The sequence below is a fragment of the Clostridium acetobutylicum ATCC 824 genome, from assembly GCF_000008765.1.
Classification (GTDB): Bacteria; Bacillota; Clostridia; order Clostridiales; family Clostridiaceae; genus Clostridium_S; species Clostridium_S acetobutylicum.
Map to the genome: position 1 here is coordinate 3,457,569 of NC_003030.1, position 18,524 is coordinate 3,476,092.

Sequence of the window (18,524 nt, forward strand, 5' to 3'; positions counted from 1 at the left end):
AATAAGGTAAGATAAATTTAAAAATTCATCTTACCTTATTTTAATTACATAAAAGTCTTGCCAAAATTCTTTTTCATTATGTTAGGGAGAACCTTAAATCTTAAGATTTTCCCTAGCATAGTGAAAATCTCAACTAAGCTCGTGCTCCAACTCTTTTTGGAATACTCTCCTCTGCAAATTGTTCTTTAAATGCCCTTCTTATGAAATACACTGATGTTAAAATAACAATTATATCAGTCAAAGGATATGCTATAAAAACACCATTAATCCCCACAATCTTAAACAATATAACAGCCATTGGAATAAACATTATAAGTTCTCTATATATAGATAGTATAAAACTTATTCTTGCTTCACCAATTGCTTGATAGTAATATATCGCTACATAATATATTCCTAGAAGTGGCAACATAGATATAACTATTCTAAATGCTGATACAGTCTTACTTACAAGCTGAGCATCCTTAAGAAAAAATCCAATCAAAGGCTGTGCCCATATTATAAATCCTACCCAAACAAATGCTGAAATAATTATTACCGTTTTTAAAGAAAATTTCAAGATATCCTTGGCCTTCTTATAGTTACCAGCTCCAAAATTATAACCAACTATAGGCTGCATACCTGAACTTATTCCTATAACAGTTATAAACATAAACATGTATACTTTCGTTATTACTCCAAGCATAATTATGGCAGAATCACCACCACCAGCATATAATACATTATTAAGTACTGCTGATACAACTGCATCTGCAATTTCTATTATAAAGGTGGAAAACCCTACGAGAACTATCTCCCTTATAATATCTCCGCTAATTATATTTGTACTAATATTCTCAAAAAACTTAAAATTCTGTTTTTTATTCATGTATGCAAATTGAACTAAGGCAACTACAAATGCTGCCAGTTGAGATAAAACTGTTGCTATACCGCTTCCTCTTATACCCATATGAAGCTGTATAACTAAAACATAATTAAGAATAATATTTAATAGTACACCTACAATATTTGTGTAAAGCAAGGTTTTTGTTTTTCCAAGTGAAACCATAATATAGGACATTACACTCGCAAGACACATAAATATACTGCCAAACAATATAATAGATATATATTGTACTGCCATTGGATACGTGTTATCACTTGCTCCTAATGAATAGAGTATACTCGATTTAAATTGAAATATTATAAAAGAAATCGAAATTATGGAAACTATAGTTAAAGCACATGAATTGATAACTATCTTTTTTAGTTCTTTATAATTTTTTTCTCCGATAACTCTAGCTGCGTAAGTAGAAGCTCCGGTAGCTATTAAAAGCCCCATTGCTATTAAGATTTTTTGAATTGGAAACGCTATTGTCATAGCTCCTATAGCATTTTCACCTATATATCTACCTGCAAAAACTGTATCTACCATATTATAAAGTTCATTTACAAGTAGTGAAAAAATCGCAGGAACAGCAAACCTAAAGAGCAATTTTTTTGAGCTTTGTTTAAGGAAAGCCCTATTGTCTAAAGTCATTTTATCACCCCTATCTTTCCTACAATTAAATTATAGTATTTCTAAGGGGTGATTTTCATCAACTAAAATGCTTATATGAATGTACCAATATGTTATATCTCGAAAATTTACAATTTATGATAATCACAGATTAAACCAATTTTAATGTTTTCATACCTCTTTTATTAAAATAAGAACAGCTCCGTATCCTCTAAGTGCAGTTCTTATATTAAATATTGTGCTTTTCTTCATGCTTTTAAAATAGATTCTTGGAAAGGCAGCTTTATGAAGTATCTCTTTTTCCTCTTTATTTAATCTCCTAGGCTTACCCATATCAACCCAATAATTATATGAAGATCCTGCACTTTCATTTATCTCATACATTGTTATCTTTATTGATGATTTTATATTTACTATGTTTAAAGACATTTTCTTTTCCGTTATATTTTTCCTACCTTTAAACTTAGAAAAATTACTAAATACATCCAGTGTATCTATTCCATCATAATAGCTATAAAGCAAAATTTGATACTCATTTTCATTTTTAGTTACTATATAGCCATTACCTTTACTTACTAAAGTATCTCCTAACTTATTCATTAGATAAAATGCATAGTATGAAGGTTTTTTTATTCCCTTATCATTTACAAGCCCCGGATATCCAAAGAACACTTCATTTGTAAGCTTAACCTGCTTATCGAGCACATCAAAAGCTCTCAAGAAATTTCCACTTTTTTCACTTTGTCTCATACTTCTATGAATTATAAATGGAAGCATATATGCTGTATCATAAATATAGTTTATATTGTCATTGTAATGAAACATTTCGTCCATCACTGTAAGCTCATAGCTGTCTATTAATTGTCTTAGCTCTTCTCTCATGCTCTCTTTCATCGATATTGGAAATTGAAATTTAAAAGAATCTATATCTACAGTATCAATCTCTTTAAAGTATTCTATAAGGGACTTTAATGCTTTTATGTATTCATCCTTCGTAAATTCCCTATCATCTAATACTATAACAGCACCAATTCCCATATCATATAAAAATTCAAAAACATCACTAGCTCTGTTCCAATTACAGAATTCAGATCCTGGAAATATCCCCATATCCACACTGATTACATTTAGAAGCCTTACATACTTAAATTCAATTTCACTTTGAATCGCCTCAAGTATATCTCTATTGTCTTCTATTAAAAGCTCAAACGCATCTCCGATATCTATTACCTCTTTAAATTCCTTATTAAAAGTACCCAAATCTTCTGACATATTGATATATATTTTATCAATTAAATCTTCATAATTAAATCTGTCATAATCTTCAAGATAGTTATTTAAGCTATCCATACTTTCATCGATGTTAAATGTCTTAATTTTTTTTAATGCCTCAAATACTTCTTCACTAACTTTGTATTTCTTTCTGTACTGGTTTGGAGAACAATTAAATTGTATCTTAAAATGCTTATTAAGATATCTAACATGAGAAAAGCCAACATCCTGAGAAATTTCAGTTATAGTTTTATCTGTATCCAAAAGAAGCTTTAAAGCTTCATCTACTCTAGTTAAATTAAGTAAATCAGTAAAACTATATCCTGTAGTGTCTTTAATTTCATGTGATAAATAATGTGTACTTAAAAATTCTTTTTTAGCTATATCCTGAAGAGTTATATTATCATTGTAGTTATTGTATATATATTTTGTAATTCTATGATACCTTTCAAGCTGTTCTCCCTTTTCTCTAAGCTCTTCTCTTTCTGATGTTAAATAATGGAAGTTGTTTATTAAGTTATAGAGCAATTCAACAAGTATATCTTCTATTTTCTTATCATAATCTTCTTGTCTTTGAACAAATTCACATATTATTCTAGATAAATATTTTCTAAGAATATCATATTCTTCGCCCTTCTGCGCGTTATCATCAGTTATATTTGTATAAAAGAACATATTCTCTATATCGTTAAAGTATTTCTTAAAAAAAGCTGGATCTATGTGAAATATTAACATTCTATTATCTTCATCATCACTATAAACGCTGTGTGCTTCATCTATATTTACAATTTCAATATCGTTTTCAACAAGCTCATATTTATCAGAATCAATTGTTACATTAAAGTTCCCTTTAAGAACATACAATATTTCAATTGAATTATGCCAATGTATCGGGTAATTTATTACACTTGCATAGGATATTAGAACAGGTAAATCTGAAGGATAATCTATGTATTGTCTTCTCAAAATTAAGTACCTCCTAAGCCTTTTTATGAAATTACAGTTAAATCTATAAAACTATCAATTATAAAAAACCTATCAATTGTTTCTCAATATATCATACACCTATAATTTATGTCAATGTGACAATAATTTTAAATTAGATTCAACAAAATACATTATATTACATTATTTGTAATTTTTCTTGACTAATGAAGCTATTTTGTTTATACTAGTTAGAAGAGTCTTTTACCAAATTAATTATCTAATAAATAACACCATTTAATTATATTAGGTGTTTTATTTATTGTAAAATTAAGCATAATAAAGTTAAGTATTTATTTATAGTGATTTTATGTGTTTGGTAGAACTAACATGTTTTTAACAAATTAACTTTCTTTAAACACATTGAAGGGAGCTTTTAAAGTATGAAAAAAATTATACTTGCACTTATTATCATCAGTGTTATATCTGCATCATTATTTATATATAAAAATAATCAACCTAAAAAAACTGTAGTAAACGAACCCAAAAAGAAAGTTTCTACACCTAAAAAACAAGCCAAGAAACCCGAGGTAAAGAAACAGAACATCCTACTTGTAAACAAGCAAAGTAAATTATCAGGAAACTATATACCTCAAAATTTGAGAACTCCTAACGTTAAATTTATTAGTAGTTCTGATCCTAATGTAAATCAAATGGAGAGCGAAGCTGCAACAGGACTTGAAAATATGTTTAATGCAGCATCAAAGGATGGTCTTACACTTCTAGCTGTTTCAGGTTATAGACCTTATTCGTATCAGCAAAAATTATATAATGAAAAAGTAGCACGAGACGGAAAAGCCGAAGCTGATAAATATGTAGCTGAACCTGGTACAAGTGAGCATCAAACTGGATTGGCAATGGACTTACTATCAACCGAATACTCTTCTTTAGATGATGGATTTATGAATACAAATTCTTATAAATGGCTTCAACAAAATTGTGGTAAATATGGTTTCATAATAAGATATCCTAAGGATAAAGAAAACATAACAAAGTATAATTTTGAGCCATGGCATGTAAGATATATCGGTCTTCCTGCCTCACAAGAAATTATGAACAGAGGTATTACCTTAGAAGAATATTTAGCTGAACAGAATACTTCAAAATAAAAAATACTCCCCAAGATATTAATGCTTTGGGGGGTATTTTTTATTTATAGTTGAATGTCTAAATTTTCTCTCTGCTTTGAGTTTTATTTCTTTGCTAGCATACTGCTTTCTTGGAGTTCATGAATATAATGGCTACGCCCAAACCCCGGTAGGTTTACACAGATTTTTTGAATATTTGTAGGACTTCGGAGGCGTTTACTGGTCTTAGGTTTCCTATGGTTCCTCCTGTAAGCTTTACTGATTCCTTTGCCATTATGTCCAATTTTTCTTCTTCAATTCCAACATCTCTCAGTCTAGATGGTAAACCTAGTACATTTACAAAGTAATCTCTTGTTTTTTGTATTGCTTGATGTGCTATGTCATAGTGATTTTTTTCTTTGTCTATTCCCCAAACATTTACACCATATTCAACAAACTTGTACACTGTATCATTATTTAAAATATACTCCATCCAATTAGGTGTTAAAATTGCAAGCCCTACGCCGTGTGTTATGTCGTAATAAGCACTTAATTCATGTTCCATTAAGTGTACACTCCAATTAGTGTCTTTACCATATGTTAAAAGTCCATTTATCGCAAGACTTGAAGCCCACATTAGATTGGCTCTTGCCTCATAATCATCCGGCTTCTCAAGAGCTATTCCTCCATATTTAATACAAGTTCTTAATAACGCTTCTGCCATTCTATCCTGCAAATATGCTGTTTTTGTATTACTAAAATACACCTCAAATATATGACTCATAATATCAGCTGTTCCTGCTGCTGTTTGATTGGTAGGTACGGTATACGTATACGTTGGATCTAATATAGAAAACTTAGGAGCCATATCTGGATGTGCCGCAATTAGTTTTTCGTTTGTATCCATATTATTTATTACTGCCCACGTATCCATTTCTGATCCTGTTGCAGCAATGGTTAATATACTAGCTATAGGAAGCACCCTTTTTATTTTTGAGCCATCTAACACAATATCCCATGGATTTCCATCATATTCACATGCTGCTGCTATAACCTTTGCGCAATCTATTGCACTTCCTCCACCTATAGCTAGTACTACTTCAACTCCATTTTCTCTACATATTTTAACTCCTTTTTCAACTGTAGTTACTCTTGGATTTGGCTCTACTCCTGCAAGTTCATAAAATTTAATACTGTTTTTTTCAAGTATACTTACAGCTTTATCATATATTCCATTTCTCTTTATACTTCCTCCACCATAAACTATAAGCACTTTAGAACCATATTTTTTAAGCTCTCTTCCAAGTACATTTATCTTATCTTTACCGAAAAAAATTCTAGTTGGTATTGAATATTCGAAATCAACCACTTTAACCCCTCCTGTTTAGATTATTATTTAAATAATATAATGTAGGAATGCTTCTACATTATATATATTTTAAACCTACTTAAAATTATTACAATAATATTTTTACGCTTTTATCCATTTGTTACAAAATATTAACATTAGGTTATTATTTAGGATTTAAGTTAGCGTAAATCAGCATACATTTAATCATAAAATGAAAAGAGTGAGGCGTTAGAACAAAATTACTCCTCACTCTTTAACATCTTTTAAATTATAAAAATACCTCTACAGTTTCTATTAATAAGATTTTTTAAATATCTCAAGAACATCCTCTGCATTTATTGGTCTTAAACTTCCTATTGTTCCTCCAGAATTTCTAACAGCTTGCTTTGCCATTAGTTCTAGTTTATCTTTTCCTATTCCAACTTCTCTAAGCTTTGAAGGAATACCCAATGAATTAAAGTATTCTCTCGTATTTTTAATAGCCTCTCGTGCTATTTCATAGTTATCTTTGTTCTTGTCTATTCCCCAAACATTTATTCCATAAGAAACAAATTTATGAAGTGTATCGTCATTTAGAATATATTCCATCCAATTAGGTGTTAAAATTGCAAGTCCTACACCATGTGTTATATCATAATATGCACTTAACTCGTGTTCCATAGGATGACAACTCCATTTTCTATCCTTACCAAGTGATAATAGACCATTTATAGCTAAACTTGAAGCCCACATCAAATTAGCTCTAGCCTCGTAATCATCAGTCTTCTCCATTGCTATTTTTCCATACTTTATACATGTTCTTAAGATTGCTTCTGCTATACCGTCCTGCACATAAGCACCTTCAACACCACTAAAGTAAGATTCAAAGGTGTGACTCATAATGTCAGCTGTTCCCGCTGCTGTTTGATTTTTAGGTACTGTAAAAGTATATGTAGGATCTAACACTGAAAATTTAGGTCTCATATCATCATGTCCTACTCCAAGCTTTTCATTAGTCTCCATATTTGAAATTACTGCAATTTGATCCATTTCAGACCCTGTTGCTGAAAGAGTAAGTATACTTGCAATTGGAAGAACTTTAGTTATTTTAGATGGATCTTTAACCATGTCCCATGTATCGCCATCATAATAAACTCCAGCTGCAATTACCTTAGAACAGTCTATTGCACTTCCTCCCCCTATTGCTAATACTAAATCCACATTATTTTCTCTACATATTTCTATGCCTTTTTTTACTGTTGTTATCCTAGGATTTGGCTCTACTCCTGAAAGTTCATAGAAAGCTATATTGTTTTCTTTTAATATAGCTGTTGCTCTATCATATATACCGTTCCTTTTTATACTTCCTCCGCCATAAACTATAAGCACTCTTGAGCCATATTTCTTAATTTCTTCTCCAATTACGTCTATTTTTCCTTTTCCAAAAAAAACTTTAGTTGGTATTGAATAATCAAAACTTAGCATACTTCTTACCTCCTAGTAATAGATTTATAGTTTGTCTACTTATATTTTACTATTTTATTATTTTAATACAAGCATCTAATATGAATAAACAACGAAATTTCATGCAAACTACTATTATATAAATAAATTGAGGGGGTGAATTTTTCGTTGTTTAATAAAATTTTTAATAAAGAAGAAGCATCTAAAAATAACGCGAAGACGGTTTCAACTAGCCTTAAAACAAATAAACATACTATAGAAACCTTATTTACAAATTGCTCAGATTTAACGATTAGAGAATTTAAAATAGCTAATAATAGAAATTTTTCTGCAATGATTGTCTACATAAATAATCTTATCCAATCTGATGTAATAGAATCCTCTGTTATAAAAAAACTTATAGAAGAAGATTACAATAACCATCCCCATTTAAACATATTTGAATATACAAAATCAATTTTTGCTGTTAATGATAAAAATGTATATAAAAGCATGGATGATGTTATATTGTCCATTTTAAAAGGAAGTATAGCATTATTCCTAGATGGTGAAAGTAAAGCAATTATTATAAGTATTGGAAAACCCCCTGAAAGAGCTATAACAGAACCAACTGTTGAAACTGTAATAAGAGGTCCTAGAGAGGGCTTCACTGAATCTTTAACCACAAATGTAGCCCTTTTAAGAAAAAAAATTAGAAGCACTGATTTTAAAGTGGAAGAACTTACTTTAGGTGAGAATTCAAAGACAACTGTAGCTATTACCTATTTAGCTAATGTAGCTAACCCTAAAATAGTAGAGGAGATTAGAAGACGAATAGGAAAAATAACGATAGACTCCATAATTGGTATGAATTACATAAAGGAATACATACAGGATGAAGCTTTTTCTGCCTTTCCAACTGTGTTCTCAACAGAAAGGCCTGATGTTGTTGCCGGAAAGATTTTTGAAGGAAAAATAGCTATACTAGCTGATGGTACACCTATTGTATGCACTGCTCCTGCAATATTTTTTGAATTTCTTGAGACAAATGAAGATTTTTTTATAAATTTTATTCCTGCAACCATTAATCGCTGGATTAGATATACATCGTTACTTATATCCATACTTTTACCAGGCTTATATGTTGCTATAACCACTTTTCATCAAGAATTAATACAAACGCCATTACTCATAACTTTTATTCAAACTCACGCATCTGTGCCTTACCCTACTTCTACAGAGACCTTTTTCCTTTTAGTTGCATATCAGATAATGATAGAGGCTGGTATTAGAATGCCACGGGCTGTAGGGCAATCCATAAGCATCATTGGAGCACTAATTATAGGGCAATCAGCCGTAGAAGCTGGTTTAATAAGTACACCCGTAATTATTGTCGTTGCAATTACTTATATTGCCTCTTTTGCTGTTCCAGTCAATGAAATGCACAACGCCTTAACTTTGCCAAGATTTATATTCATGGTTTTAGGAACTACTCTAGGTCTATTTGGTTTAACCTGCGGTTATCTTGTTCTATCATTAAAATTAATTTCAATCCGCTCTTTTGGAGTTCCCTACGCAACACCTATAGCTCCTACTTCTAAAGAAAACCTTCTTGACATTGTTATTAGGAAACCTTTGTGGGCAAAGCTAAAGCGTTCTCCAAAGGTTTCTGATAAGAACTCAACCAAAAGACAGACTAGAGGCCATCTTAACCTTGCCATAAAAGATATTAGAAAGGCTATTGATAAAATTAAAAAATCTCACTAAGGAAAGGGTTGAATTAAATTGGAAAAAAAGATATGCTCAAAACAAATGTTTTCACTAATTGTCCTGTGTGTGCTTGGCAGTTCCATAATATTTTTCCTAAATCCAGAGGCTGAGCAAAATGCATGGATAGGCGTACTCATGTGCATAATACCAGCTCTTATATTTCAATCTACATATATATATTTGTGGCAAAACCATAAGGATGACAGTATAATTCAGTATATGCCAAAAATATGGGGAAAATTTCTAGGAAGTATTTTTAGCTTTTTTTATTTAACTTTCTTTATATATACTGCCTCAAGGGTTTTAAGAAACTTATCTGTATTAATAATCACATCTTCAATGCCTAGAATGCCAATTTTTTTAATTTGCATGATTTTGATGTTTGTATGTTGGTATGGTGTGTATTTAGGAATTGAAAACATATCTCGTTTGATGTATGTATTTTTATTTGCTTGGATAAGCTTTTTTGCCTTTGAGTGGATATTTTTTATTATTCCTCCAAACCAAATTGAACCTAAGCATATGTTTCCAATACTTGAAAATGGAATTGTTCCTGTTATAAAAAAAAGTCTTTCTGTTATAGCTTTTCCTTTTGGTGAAAACATAATATCCACGATGCTTTTTCCCCTTGTGTCTGACCAGAAAAAATTAAAAAAATATGCATTATCTGCAGTCATAGTGCAAGGTATTCTTATTTCCCTAAGTACCCTTCTTTGTATATTAGTACTTGGACTTAAGTTTTCAATTTCAGCCTTATTTCCTTTTTTGCAAACCTTGCGTGTCTTAAAAGTCACTGAATACTTTGACAGGTTGGATATATTTGCCATTATAATTGTGGTTATTGTAAGTTTTACAAAAGTAAGTGTTTTCTGTTATGGTGCTGTTAAAGGAACTGCTCAACTATTTAAAATAAAAAACTCCAAATGGCTTTCAATTCCAATTTCAATATTAATCTTAATCATATCAAGGTTAATGGCATCAAACTTTCCACAGCACATACATATACATATAGATATTTTTATAAAGTACTTAAATGTTCCACTTACAATCATTCTCCCCCTTTTAACAATTATATTATTTAATCTAAAAAAACTAAAAAAGGAGAATAAGTCATGAGAAAGCTCATTTCAATATTTTTGATATTATGTACTTTTTTATTATGTGGTTGCAGTGATGTTAAGCATGAATTAAATAGATTGTCTCTAGTACTTTGCAGTGGTATAGATTTAAGTGAAGATGGCAGATATATATACACCGTTGAGATATTAAATGTTGGAGCTTCTTCTCCTCAATCTTCTGGTAAGCAAGGTGCATCACCCAGCATAAATGTATTTAGCAGCGAAGGGCATACCATAACAGAAGCCTTTAATAATGCCTCTGTACTCTCTGGAGAGCCGCTATTTTTCGCACACAGCAGGATGGTTGTTGTAGGTGAAAGGTTAGCTAAATACGGTTTAAGTGACATGATGGATAAACTTTTTAGACACTATACAATAAGACCTGACGGCTTAATATTTGTAACAAAAGGTAACGCAAGAGACATAGTGTCTACCTATACACCAGACCAGCCCCTTCCCGCTGAAAAGCTGAGAACTATGTCTATGCTGCAAGAAATGACTGGATATTCAATCTCCTATTCAAGATTAGACCTTGTAAAAGCATTAACCAGTAAATCACATGCCGGCGCAATTGGACTTATATCTCTTAGGCCTGATCAAAAATTTTCTAATAGATTTAATATGTATGGAGCAGGCGTTTTTAAAAAAGATAAATTAGTTGGATACTTAGACACTTATGAAACAAGGGGGCTACAATGGGTAACTGGACATATCTCAAGCGGTTCAATACTAGTTCCTCTTCCAGACGGCAAAAGAATTGTGTTTGATATAATAGATTCAAAATCAAAAATTAAAACCAAAGTTAATGGTAACAAATTGACTATGGAAATAAATGTAGCTGAAGAGAGCTTAATATCAGAAACCAATGATAAAACTAACGTAATGAAACACTATAAAGAGATGAATAAACTAGCTAAGCTTGAAAGCGAAGCTATTAAAAAAGAGGTCAGCTCTGCCTTAGCTGCCTCACAAGATAGACTGAAAACCGATATATTTGGTTTTGGCAGCGAGATTTACAGAGATAACCCAAAATATTGGAAAACCGTTGAAAACAATTGGGATAATATTTTTCCTAATGTAAATGTTAAAATTAATGTAAAGTGTATTGTAAGAAGACCCGGTCTAACATCTCAGCCTATAATTTAGATAACCTTACTTAAATAATTCAATTATTTCATTTTCATCTAAACCAGAAAATACTTCGCTTGTAGATAAATCCTCTGAAAGAAGACTGTCTACAAGCCTCTTCTTTTCCTCCTGCAAACGTATGATCTTTTCTTCAATAGTTCCCTTTGCCACAAGCTTTATAACCTCTACTATATTTTTCTGCCCTATTCTGTGCGCTCTATCTGTTGCTTGTTCTTCTACTGCCGGATTCCACCATGGATCAAAATGAATGACAACATCCGCAGAGGTTAGATTAAGACCTGTTCCTCCTGCCTTTAAACTTATTAGAAAAACAGAGTTATTTCCCTCATTAAAGTCCTGAACCATATTCATCCTATTCTTAGAATTTATACTTCCATCTAAATAGCTGTATTTTATTTTCTCTTCTCTAAATCTTTCAGCTATATTCTTTAACACAGAAGTGAACTGAGAAAATACTAATATTTTATGCCCCTCATCAATGCTGTGATTTAATAGCTCTATAAGTGCGTTTATTTTAGCACTTCCTCCTGTATAGTCCTCCATTACAACAGATGGATCAAGGCAAATTTGCCTAAGTCTTGTTATATATGAAAGTATCTCAATTTTACTTTTATTGAACTCGTCATACTCTACCCTTTTTTCAATTAAACTAACAGCATACTTTGCATAGGTGCTGTAAACTTTCTTCTGCTTACTTTCCATATCAACTGCAACTATCTTTTCTATTTTATTAGGAAGCTCCTTAACAACTTCCTTTTTCTTTCTTCTTAAAATAAATGGCTTTATAAGTCTATTAAGATCCTCAATCACCGCAGGTTCCTCTTTAAGCTTTTTATAATATCTTACACTAAATCTATCCTCATCATAAAGGTATTCAGGCATTATAAAATCAAATATAGACCACAGTTCCATAACAGAATTCTCCATAGGAGTTCCTGAAAGTGCAAATCTATTAACTGCATTTATCTTCTTTACACTTATAGCATTTTGAGAATGAGGATTTTTTATATTTTGAGCCTCATCTAGTATACAATAATCAAATTCTAAGGCCATATATGAAGATAAGTCCCTCTTTAAAAGGTTATAGGTAGTTATTATAACTTGAAATTCATTTAAATTTTCAATTATAACTTCCCTTTCTTTTTTTGTTCCAACTGATGCTGCTACTTTAATACTTGGAGCAAATCTTTCAAACTCCTGTATCCAATTATATACCAAGGAAGTAGGTACCACTATTAATGACTTTTTGCCTGGGCTAGATAGCAAAAACGAAATGACTTGAAAGGTTTTACCAAGTCCCATTTCATCTCCAAGTATTCCTCCGAAACCAAAGTAATCCAAAGTTTTAAGCCAATTGTATCCCTTTTTTTGATATTCTCTTGGATGCCCCTTTAAAGTCCTAGGCAGCTCAAATTCTAAGCTCTTTTCCTCCTTAAATTTCTCCCTTATCTTCTTAAGCTCCTCTTGACCTTTTATGTATCTAATGCCCTTTTCCTCTAGGTATTCATCTACATAAATACTTTTACTTTTAGGTATCTTAATGTTATTTTCATCTAACTTTTTAGGAGAAATGGAATCTAATAACTTTAAGAAATTCTTAAGCTGAAGTTCTTCTAAATCAATAAATTCTCCATTCTTAAGCTTATAGTATTTAAGATTATCTCTAAATGCCCTGAGTATCATAACTGTTTCCCCTGGTGGTATATCATCAATCTTAAATTTCATTTCAAAATAATTGTATTTTCCCGTTTTTATATGCCCGCTTATTCCCTTGCTGCTAATATGCTTTATACCTTTAAAGTTTTCCGAATAAAATACTTCTCCAATTTTCTGAAGTCTTACTATTTCTGTCTTGAAAAAGGTAAAGGCATAGTCATCTCCAAAACCAAGCAGGAATTTATTTTTAATTCTCTCAAATCTAAGGGCTCTTACAGTTTCTAAAACTTCAATTTCTCTTTTTGAATCTCTGTAAATCACTTTCTCATTAAAATCCTCGAAGATATTAAATTCAAAAGCTCCATACTTAACTTTAACAGTAAGTATAGTATTTCCATCTTCATTATCAAAGTAAAATTTAAACTCACACTTAGCTACTACTATTTTATCTGTTATATTGGAAGACAGTGATATACTATTAGATAGTCTTTTTAAATCCGGAACTAATTTCCTTAGAATAGTCTCTTCTTTTTCTCCAGATAATCTAACTTCTTCCGCTTTATTAAACACCTCGAAATACGGCCCTATTTTTTCACAGTACTCATAATCTGGAATATATATTCCCAGTCCATATAAAAAAACATTATTTTTAGAACTTAAGGATATTGGCATTCCAGAAGGCACACTTAAAACATAATCGTCCTCTACATCCCTAAGGCTAATTTCAATTGGAGGTTTTTCCTCTATAATTTCTACATCTGTGCTTAAATCAAAACCTTCATTTAAATAAACCCTATGATTCTTTATAACCTGAAAAAATTCTCTAACAAGATAGTCAGGCACATAGACGTACTTTCCATCTATAAAAGATTTCTTAATCTTTCTATTGTAAGAGAATGGCTTATCTATATTAATAATCATCTGGATAAAATCTACAAGCTTTTTATCCTTAACACTTAGTTTTTGTTCCTTCATATTCAATATAAGCTTTTTACCATAGGGTATTGGGATGTTTTGATATATGCCTAAAAGAAAACTATTTATATCTTTTAACACATAAAGATTATTTGAAGTCATAGTTTTAAGTCCTATTTTAAGTTCAAAATAAATTCTATTATCCCATCTATCTTTATTTATATAAACCTCTATTTTTAGCTCCTCTTTTGAACTATCCCCTCCAAGGAGAATATCCAAGGTATCCTTAATGCCTAAAAGTTTATTAAGCTTACGCTTTTCAGCTTTTTTTAATCTTGTATTTTTAGAAAGCTCCTCCAGCGAACTATAAAAGGTTGCTATTAAATGCTTACAGCAGTAATTTTTCTTTGCTGCATTCTTCTCATAATCAGCACAACTACAATAAGTCCCTACTATACTCTTATCAGTTGGGTCCATTTGTATTTCCGTACTGTACTGACTAAAAAGACTTTCAGATATAACATTACCCTTTATACATATACTATCTTCATCATCTTTAATATCTACTGAAGAAACTAAGTCATTTTCAAATACTCTCTGTCCTTTTGATTGGTTTTTTCCCGCAACGCTTTCATTAAATATCTGAAGCAATTCATTTTTATCCATGCTATTATCTCCTAATTACTATAAAAGAATATATATATCATAGAATATTTAGTATATAAAATCAATAAAAAAAGAGCACCTAAAAGTGCCTTTACAAGAAACCATCGACGTTATGTTTCCTTTAAAACAAACAGGGTTTGATTCTGAATAAGTCTTACGGTTATATGCATTACCATCTTCTGCTTTATTCTTTGCATGTTTTTTGCTGCATCTATCTTATCTACCATATTCAATTCTTCAAATTTAGCATGAACTAATTCACAACAAACCTCTTCCTCTTCTTTATAGCTTTCTATCAGCGTTATTTCATTATTTTTATCAACTATTTTTAAATTTCTATTTTTACCACTAAGAATTGGCTGAACTATATATTTTACTCTTGTCACACATCTAAAGGGTACATTAATCGTCATATTCTTTACTTCACCACTTATAGAATCGTCGCACCTATCCTTTTCCTTAGTATATTGAATACTTTTTATTACTGTCCCATTTAAAAAAAGTTTATTTGTTTCAGGAATTAATCTACAACTCTCAAGCCTTACTCTTCTTTTTATGCCATCTATATGCACAATAGGTCGTTCTAGACTTACAATATTCTCCAAATCGATATTCACCACAACTTCGGTTATTATAACTGGCATACGTACAGGAATGAATCCAGCCTTAATACTAAATTTCACTAGATCACTATTACACTCTGTAAGTATCCTCACAGAAATATTTTCTTCTTCCTTTTGCTGAGGCTCTTCTTTATTTATTTCCACAATCTCTTCTTTATCTTCTTCTATCTTTTCTACTTTATGTCCATGATGGCGATGTTTTCTATGCCTACGCAACCTAATTCACTCTCCGAATCTTGCTAATATATGTTGTAAGAGGATCAGCTCTCAGTCTGACCCCCTAATTTAACTACTTTTTATATTTGTCAATCATTCCATTCCATTCGCCTTTTCCTTTGTAGCCATATTCCTTGCCAAACTCTTCTTTTTTGAAGCCCTCTTTACTAAATCCTTCCTTGCCACAACCTTGATTTTCAAAGCCTTGGTTCTCAAAGCCTTCTTTTTTGTAACCTTCTTTTTCAAAGCCTTCTTTTTCAAAGCCTTCTTTTTCATCATAATGTCCATGATGAGTGTGTCCTACTTGTTGTTTTTGAAGTAATTTTATTGCAATATAAACAACTGACTTATCAGTGAATTCTTGGAACTCTTCTTCATTTAAGAAGTGATCTATTGGGCATCCTCTATCATCAATATCTGCATCATATATCTCAGACCATTCAAGTTCACAATATACAGGTTCATTAAATATTTCATAGCTTGCTCTATCAGCTTCTCTTATATTTTTACCCATTCTCTTTTGATCAAAATATCTAGCTACATCTGGCTGAAAATTAGGGAACACTCTAGGGCGAGCTCCATTAAATTCCACTCTTGTAACGCATCTAAATGGAATATGAACTGTAGTATCATTGATAACACCGCCTATACCTGATTTTGTAGTACAGTGTCTTGAAGCATATTCTATATTCTTTCTTATATAGCCCTCAATGAATACCTTGTCAGTTCCTCCAACATATCTGCATTCAGTAAGGAATACTTGTTTCTCAATTCTCTTTATTTCATAAGCAGGTTCATTTAATTTAACCTTAGCTTCTACATCTATTTGAATAACAAACTCTGAAAGAACAACAGGTACTTTATACTTTCCAGGTCTTACAGGCCAGTTTTCTGCCTGCTCAAGTGTATGAGCCTTTAAAACCGATGCATTACAAAATGAAGTTGGGCATGAAGTTCCTTGATTATTTTCCATTTGTATCTCTTCTCCTTTACCATAACATGGGATATTTTACACCCTGATATATAGTATTCTGCTAAGATAAAAAATGTACTATGCTAACCCAATTTTTTTTACTTTAAGCCTATATATTAAACTACTTTTGTGTAAAATAAGAGCCCTGAAAGCTAAACCTTTCAGGGCTCTATTATATTATATTGCATACTCTTAAACTAATTATTTGGCAGCCTGAGCTGCTTGTAACACTTCATCATAGTTAGGATATCCTGATACCTCTTCTAGATAATTGGCATATGTGACTTTATTGCTGCTATCTACTACAAAAACAGCTCTTGCTAAAAGTCCTAACTCTTTAATATAGGTACCAGTATTTTTACCAAAGGCTCTATCTCTATAATCAGATAATGTTGTTACATTCTTAATTCCTTCAGCTCCGCACCATCTTGATTGTGCAAAAGGTAAATCCATTGAAATAGTATAAATTGAAACTCCATCTATTTCTGATGCTCTTGCATTAAAGGTCTTTACTTCAAGATCACATACAGGCGTATCAACAGATGGAACTGCCAAAAATACTCTTACTCTATTTGTATTCTTTAACATCACTGGCTCAAGAGAACTATTTACCGCAACAAAATCTGGAAATGTATCTCCAACCTTTATTTCTGTTCCTTCTAATGTAACTTCTTTTCCCTTAAATTTTACTTTCATAGCATACTGTTTATTTTATTTAAAATAATATATAAGGAAATTAACGACTAGAATTTTGCTATATATCAGGGGGGATATCAATCACAATATAGTGTTAATTTCCTCATATAAGTTGCATTTAAATAAATAAACTACTCACCTCTCTTATATAATATTTATTATTAAGTAATATCTATTATATATTACTATAATACTACCTAAAACCTAAATTGTAAATATATTATTGCATTACTTTTGCAAAATATATATCATTTTATTATTTACAACTTCAAATTTTTTTATATACAGTACTATTAATTTTTTTGCTTCAGATACATATCCATAGTTTGAATATAATTCTGCCAATTCTAAATATCCACCATCATATTTAGAAATAGTTTGAATGAGTTTTTTTAGGCATTTAATTTCTTTAGTTGCTAACAGTATATCTATTATTTCAAAAATACATGAATAATATTCCTCGTCATTTTCATGTGGAGTTATACCTCTAATATCCAAAGCTGCATTGTAAAAGTTTATATATGCCTTTAGCTTATTTTTGTTATATAAGCTAAGCTTTTTGTAATCAAATTCATCTATTATTTTCCACGCTAACCTATATTCTTCAAGCAGTACACAGCAAATAACCTTATACATTCTGATCTTAAAAAAGTATAAATAACTTTGAGAAAAATTATCTATATAATCTTTGCACTTATCATACTGTTTTAATTTTAATAAGCATTTTATTTTAATTAGTTCAAGGTCACGTGTCACTTCATCCTCCTTAAGACACGTATCTATAATTTTGAGAGCAACTTCATAATTGCCCTCAAAACAAAATATATCTGCTAACAACGAATTATGAATCTTAACTTTTCCAGCTTTCTTTAAAATTTCGTTTATTGGAGTATTTGATAATAACAATATTCTAACCATTAAATAATAGGCCTCAATATAGTTGGATTTACTAATTGCCTCCTTACAATACTTATAGGCTTCTTCATAATCTTTAAAGTAAGCATATATCTTGGCTAACTCTAAAGAAGCTTTACTCCCTACCTTCTCTTCAAGCTTTCTTGCTTCTTCAAAGCACTTCACTGCAGGCCCCATAAAATTTTTTCTTTTGTACATAATTCCCTTCTCGTAATACGATAGAGGCATATATA

At 30.9% G+C, this 18,524-nt stretch carries 13 protein-coding genes; 4 read left to right on the forward strand and 9 right to left on the reverse strand.

All coding sequences use genetic code 11. The features are described 5' to 3' along the window. Positions 1–133 precede the first annotated feature (133 nt). Together CA_RS16955 and CA_RS16960 are read right to left on the reverse strand one after the other, a co-directional pair. Positions 134–1,519, reverse strand: coding sequence for an MATE family efflux transporter (locus tag CA_RS16955; protein WP_010966569.1), 1,386 nt, complete (start codon positions 1,517–1,519; stop codon positions 134–136). Between the two features lie 150 nt (positions 1,520–1,669). Continuing rightward, positions 1,670–3,736 (reverse strand): helix-turn-helix domain-containing protein, encoded by a 2,067-nt coding sequence (locus CA_RS16960; protein ID WP_013913612.1) that lies wholly within the window; start codon positions 3,734–3,736, stop codon positions 1,670–1,672. A gap of 401 nt (positions 3,737–4,137) precedes the next feature. Here CA_RS16960 and CA_RS16965 point away from each other — a divergent pair, with 401 nt between their 5' ends. Next, positions 4,138–4,863: a D-Ala-D-Ala carboxypeptidase VanY gene (locus tag CA_RS16965; protein ID WP_010966570.1), complete on the forward strand. Its 726-nt coding sequence runs from the start codon at positions 4,138–4,140 to the stop codon at positions 4,861–4,863. Between the two features lie 154 nt (positions 4,864–5,017). Here CA_RS16965 and bdhB read toward each other — a convergent pair whose 3' ends face one another. Both bdhB and CA_RS16975 read right to left on the reverse strand, forming a co-directional pair. Then, a complete protein-coding gene (bdhB, locus tag CA_RS16970; protein ID WP_010966571.1) occupies positions 5,018–6,190 on the reverse strand; it encodes an NADH-dependent butanol dehydrogenase BdhB in 1,173 nt (390 codons plus the stop codon). Between the two features lie 276 nt (positions 6,191–6,466). Next, positions 6,467–7,636 carry an iron-containing alcohol dehydrogenase gene (locus CA_RS16975; RefSeq protein WP_010966572.1) on the reverse strand — a complete coding sequence of 390 codons (1,170 nt, stop codon included), beginning with the start codon at positions 7,634–7,636 and terminating at the stop codon, positions 6,467–6,469. Positions 7,637–7,783: 147 nt separating this feature from the next. Here CA_RS16975 and CA_RS16980 point away from each other — a divergent pair, with 147 nt between their 5' ends. From CA_RS16980 to CA_RS16990, 3 genes are read left to right on the forward strand one after another with little or no spacing between them, the layout of a single operon-like run. Continuing rightward, positions 7,784–9,361, forward strand: coding sequence for a spore germination protein (locus CA_RS16980; RefSeq protein WP_010966573.1), 1,578 nt, complete (start codon positions 7,784–7,786; stop codon positions 9,359–9,361). Between the two features lie 18 nt (positions 9,362–9,379). Next, on the forward strand, positions 9,380–10,480 hold the full coding sequence (locus CA_RS16985; protein WP_010966574.1) for a spore germination protein: 1,101 nt from the start codon (positions 9,380–9,382) through the stop codon (positions 10,478–10,480). Next, positions 10,477–11,628: a Ger(x)C family spore germination protein gene (locus tag CA_RS16990; RefSeq protein ID WP_010966575.1), complete on the forward strand. Its 1,152-nt coding sequence runs from the start codon at positions 10,477–10,479 to the stop codon at positions 11,626–11,628. Before CA_RS16985 ends, CA_RS16990 begins: the two co-directional genes overlap by 4 nt. Before the next feature lie 6 nt (positions 11,629–11,634). Here the strand turns inward: CA_RS16990 and CA_RS16995 are convergent, their stop codons facing one another. The 5 genes from CA_RS16995 to CA_RS17015 form a co-directional block, all read right to left on the reverse strand. Next, a complete protein-coding gene (locus tag CA_RS16995; RefSeq protein WP_010966576.1) occupies positions 11,635–14,868 on the reverse strand; it encodes a DEAD/DEAH box helicase in 3,234 nt (1,077 codons plus the stop codon). 110 nt (positions 14,869–14,978) lie between these two features. Further along, positions 14,979–15,707, reverse strand: a complete 729-nt coding sequence (locus CA_RS17000) for a hypothetical protein (RefSeq protein ID WP_010966577.1) — start codon at positions 15,705–15,707, stop codon at positions 14,979–14,981. 73 nt (positions 15,708–15,780) lie between these two features. Then, on the reverse strand, positions 15,781–16,680 hold the full coding sequence (locus tag CA_RS17005; protein ID WP_013913613.1) for a CsxC family protein: 900 nt from the start codon (positions 16,678–16,680) through the stop codon (positions 15,781–15,783). Between the two features lie 201 nt (positions 16,681–16,881). After that, a complete protein-coding gene (gene tpx, locus CA_RS17010) occupies positions 16,882–17,376 on the reverse strand; it encodes a thiol peroxidase (protein ID WP_010966578.1) in 495 nt (164 codons plus the stop codon). A 228-nt stretch (positions 17,377–17,604) separates the two neighbouring features. Continuing rightward, entirely contained in the window at positions 17,605–18,489 is an 885-nt protein-coding gene (locus CA_RS17015) for a tetratricopeptide repeat protein (protein ID WP_241393101.1), read from the reverse strand. Between the last annotated feature and the right edge of the window lie 35 nt (positions 18,490–18,524).

What these genes read in the sequence shown, in the direction of transcription:
- CA_RS16990 (WP_010966575.1), top strand. Translation starts at nt 10,477, where the DNA reads ATGAGAAAGCTCATTTCAATATTTTTGATATTATGTACTTTTTTATTA.
- CA_RS16965 (WP_010966570.1), top strand. Translation starts at nt 4,138, where the DNA reads ATGAAAAAAATTATACTTGCACTTATTATCATCAGTGTTATATCTGCA.
- CA_RS16995 (WP_010966576.1), bottom strand. Translation starts at nt 14,868, where the DNA reads ATGGATAAAAATGAATTGCTTCAGATATTTAATGAAAGCGTTGCGGGA.
- CA_RS17005 (WP_013913613.1), bottom strand. Translation starts at nt 16,680, where the DNA reads ATGGAAAATAATCAAGGAACTTCATGCCCAACTTCATTTTGTAATGCA.
- CA_RS17015 (WP_241393101.1), bottom strand. Translation starts at nt 18,489, where the DNA reads ATGTACAAAAGAAAAAATTTTATGGGGCCTGCAGTGAAGTGCTTTGAA.
- CA_RS16955 (WP_010966569.1), bottom strand. Translation starts at nt 1,519, where the DNA reads ATGACTTTAGACAATAGGGCTTTCCTTAAACAAAGCTCAAAAAAATTG.
- CA_RS16975 (WP_010966572.1), bottom strand. Translation starts at nt 7,636, where the DNA reads ATGCTAAGTTTTGATTATTCAATACCAACTAAAGTTTTTTTTGGAAAA.
- tpx (WP_010966578.1), bottom strand. Translation starts at nt 17,376, where the DNA reads ATGAAAGTAAAATTTAAGGGAAAAGAAGTTACATTAGAAGGAACAGAA.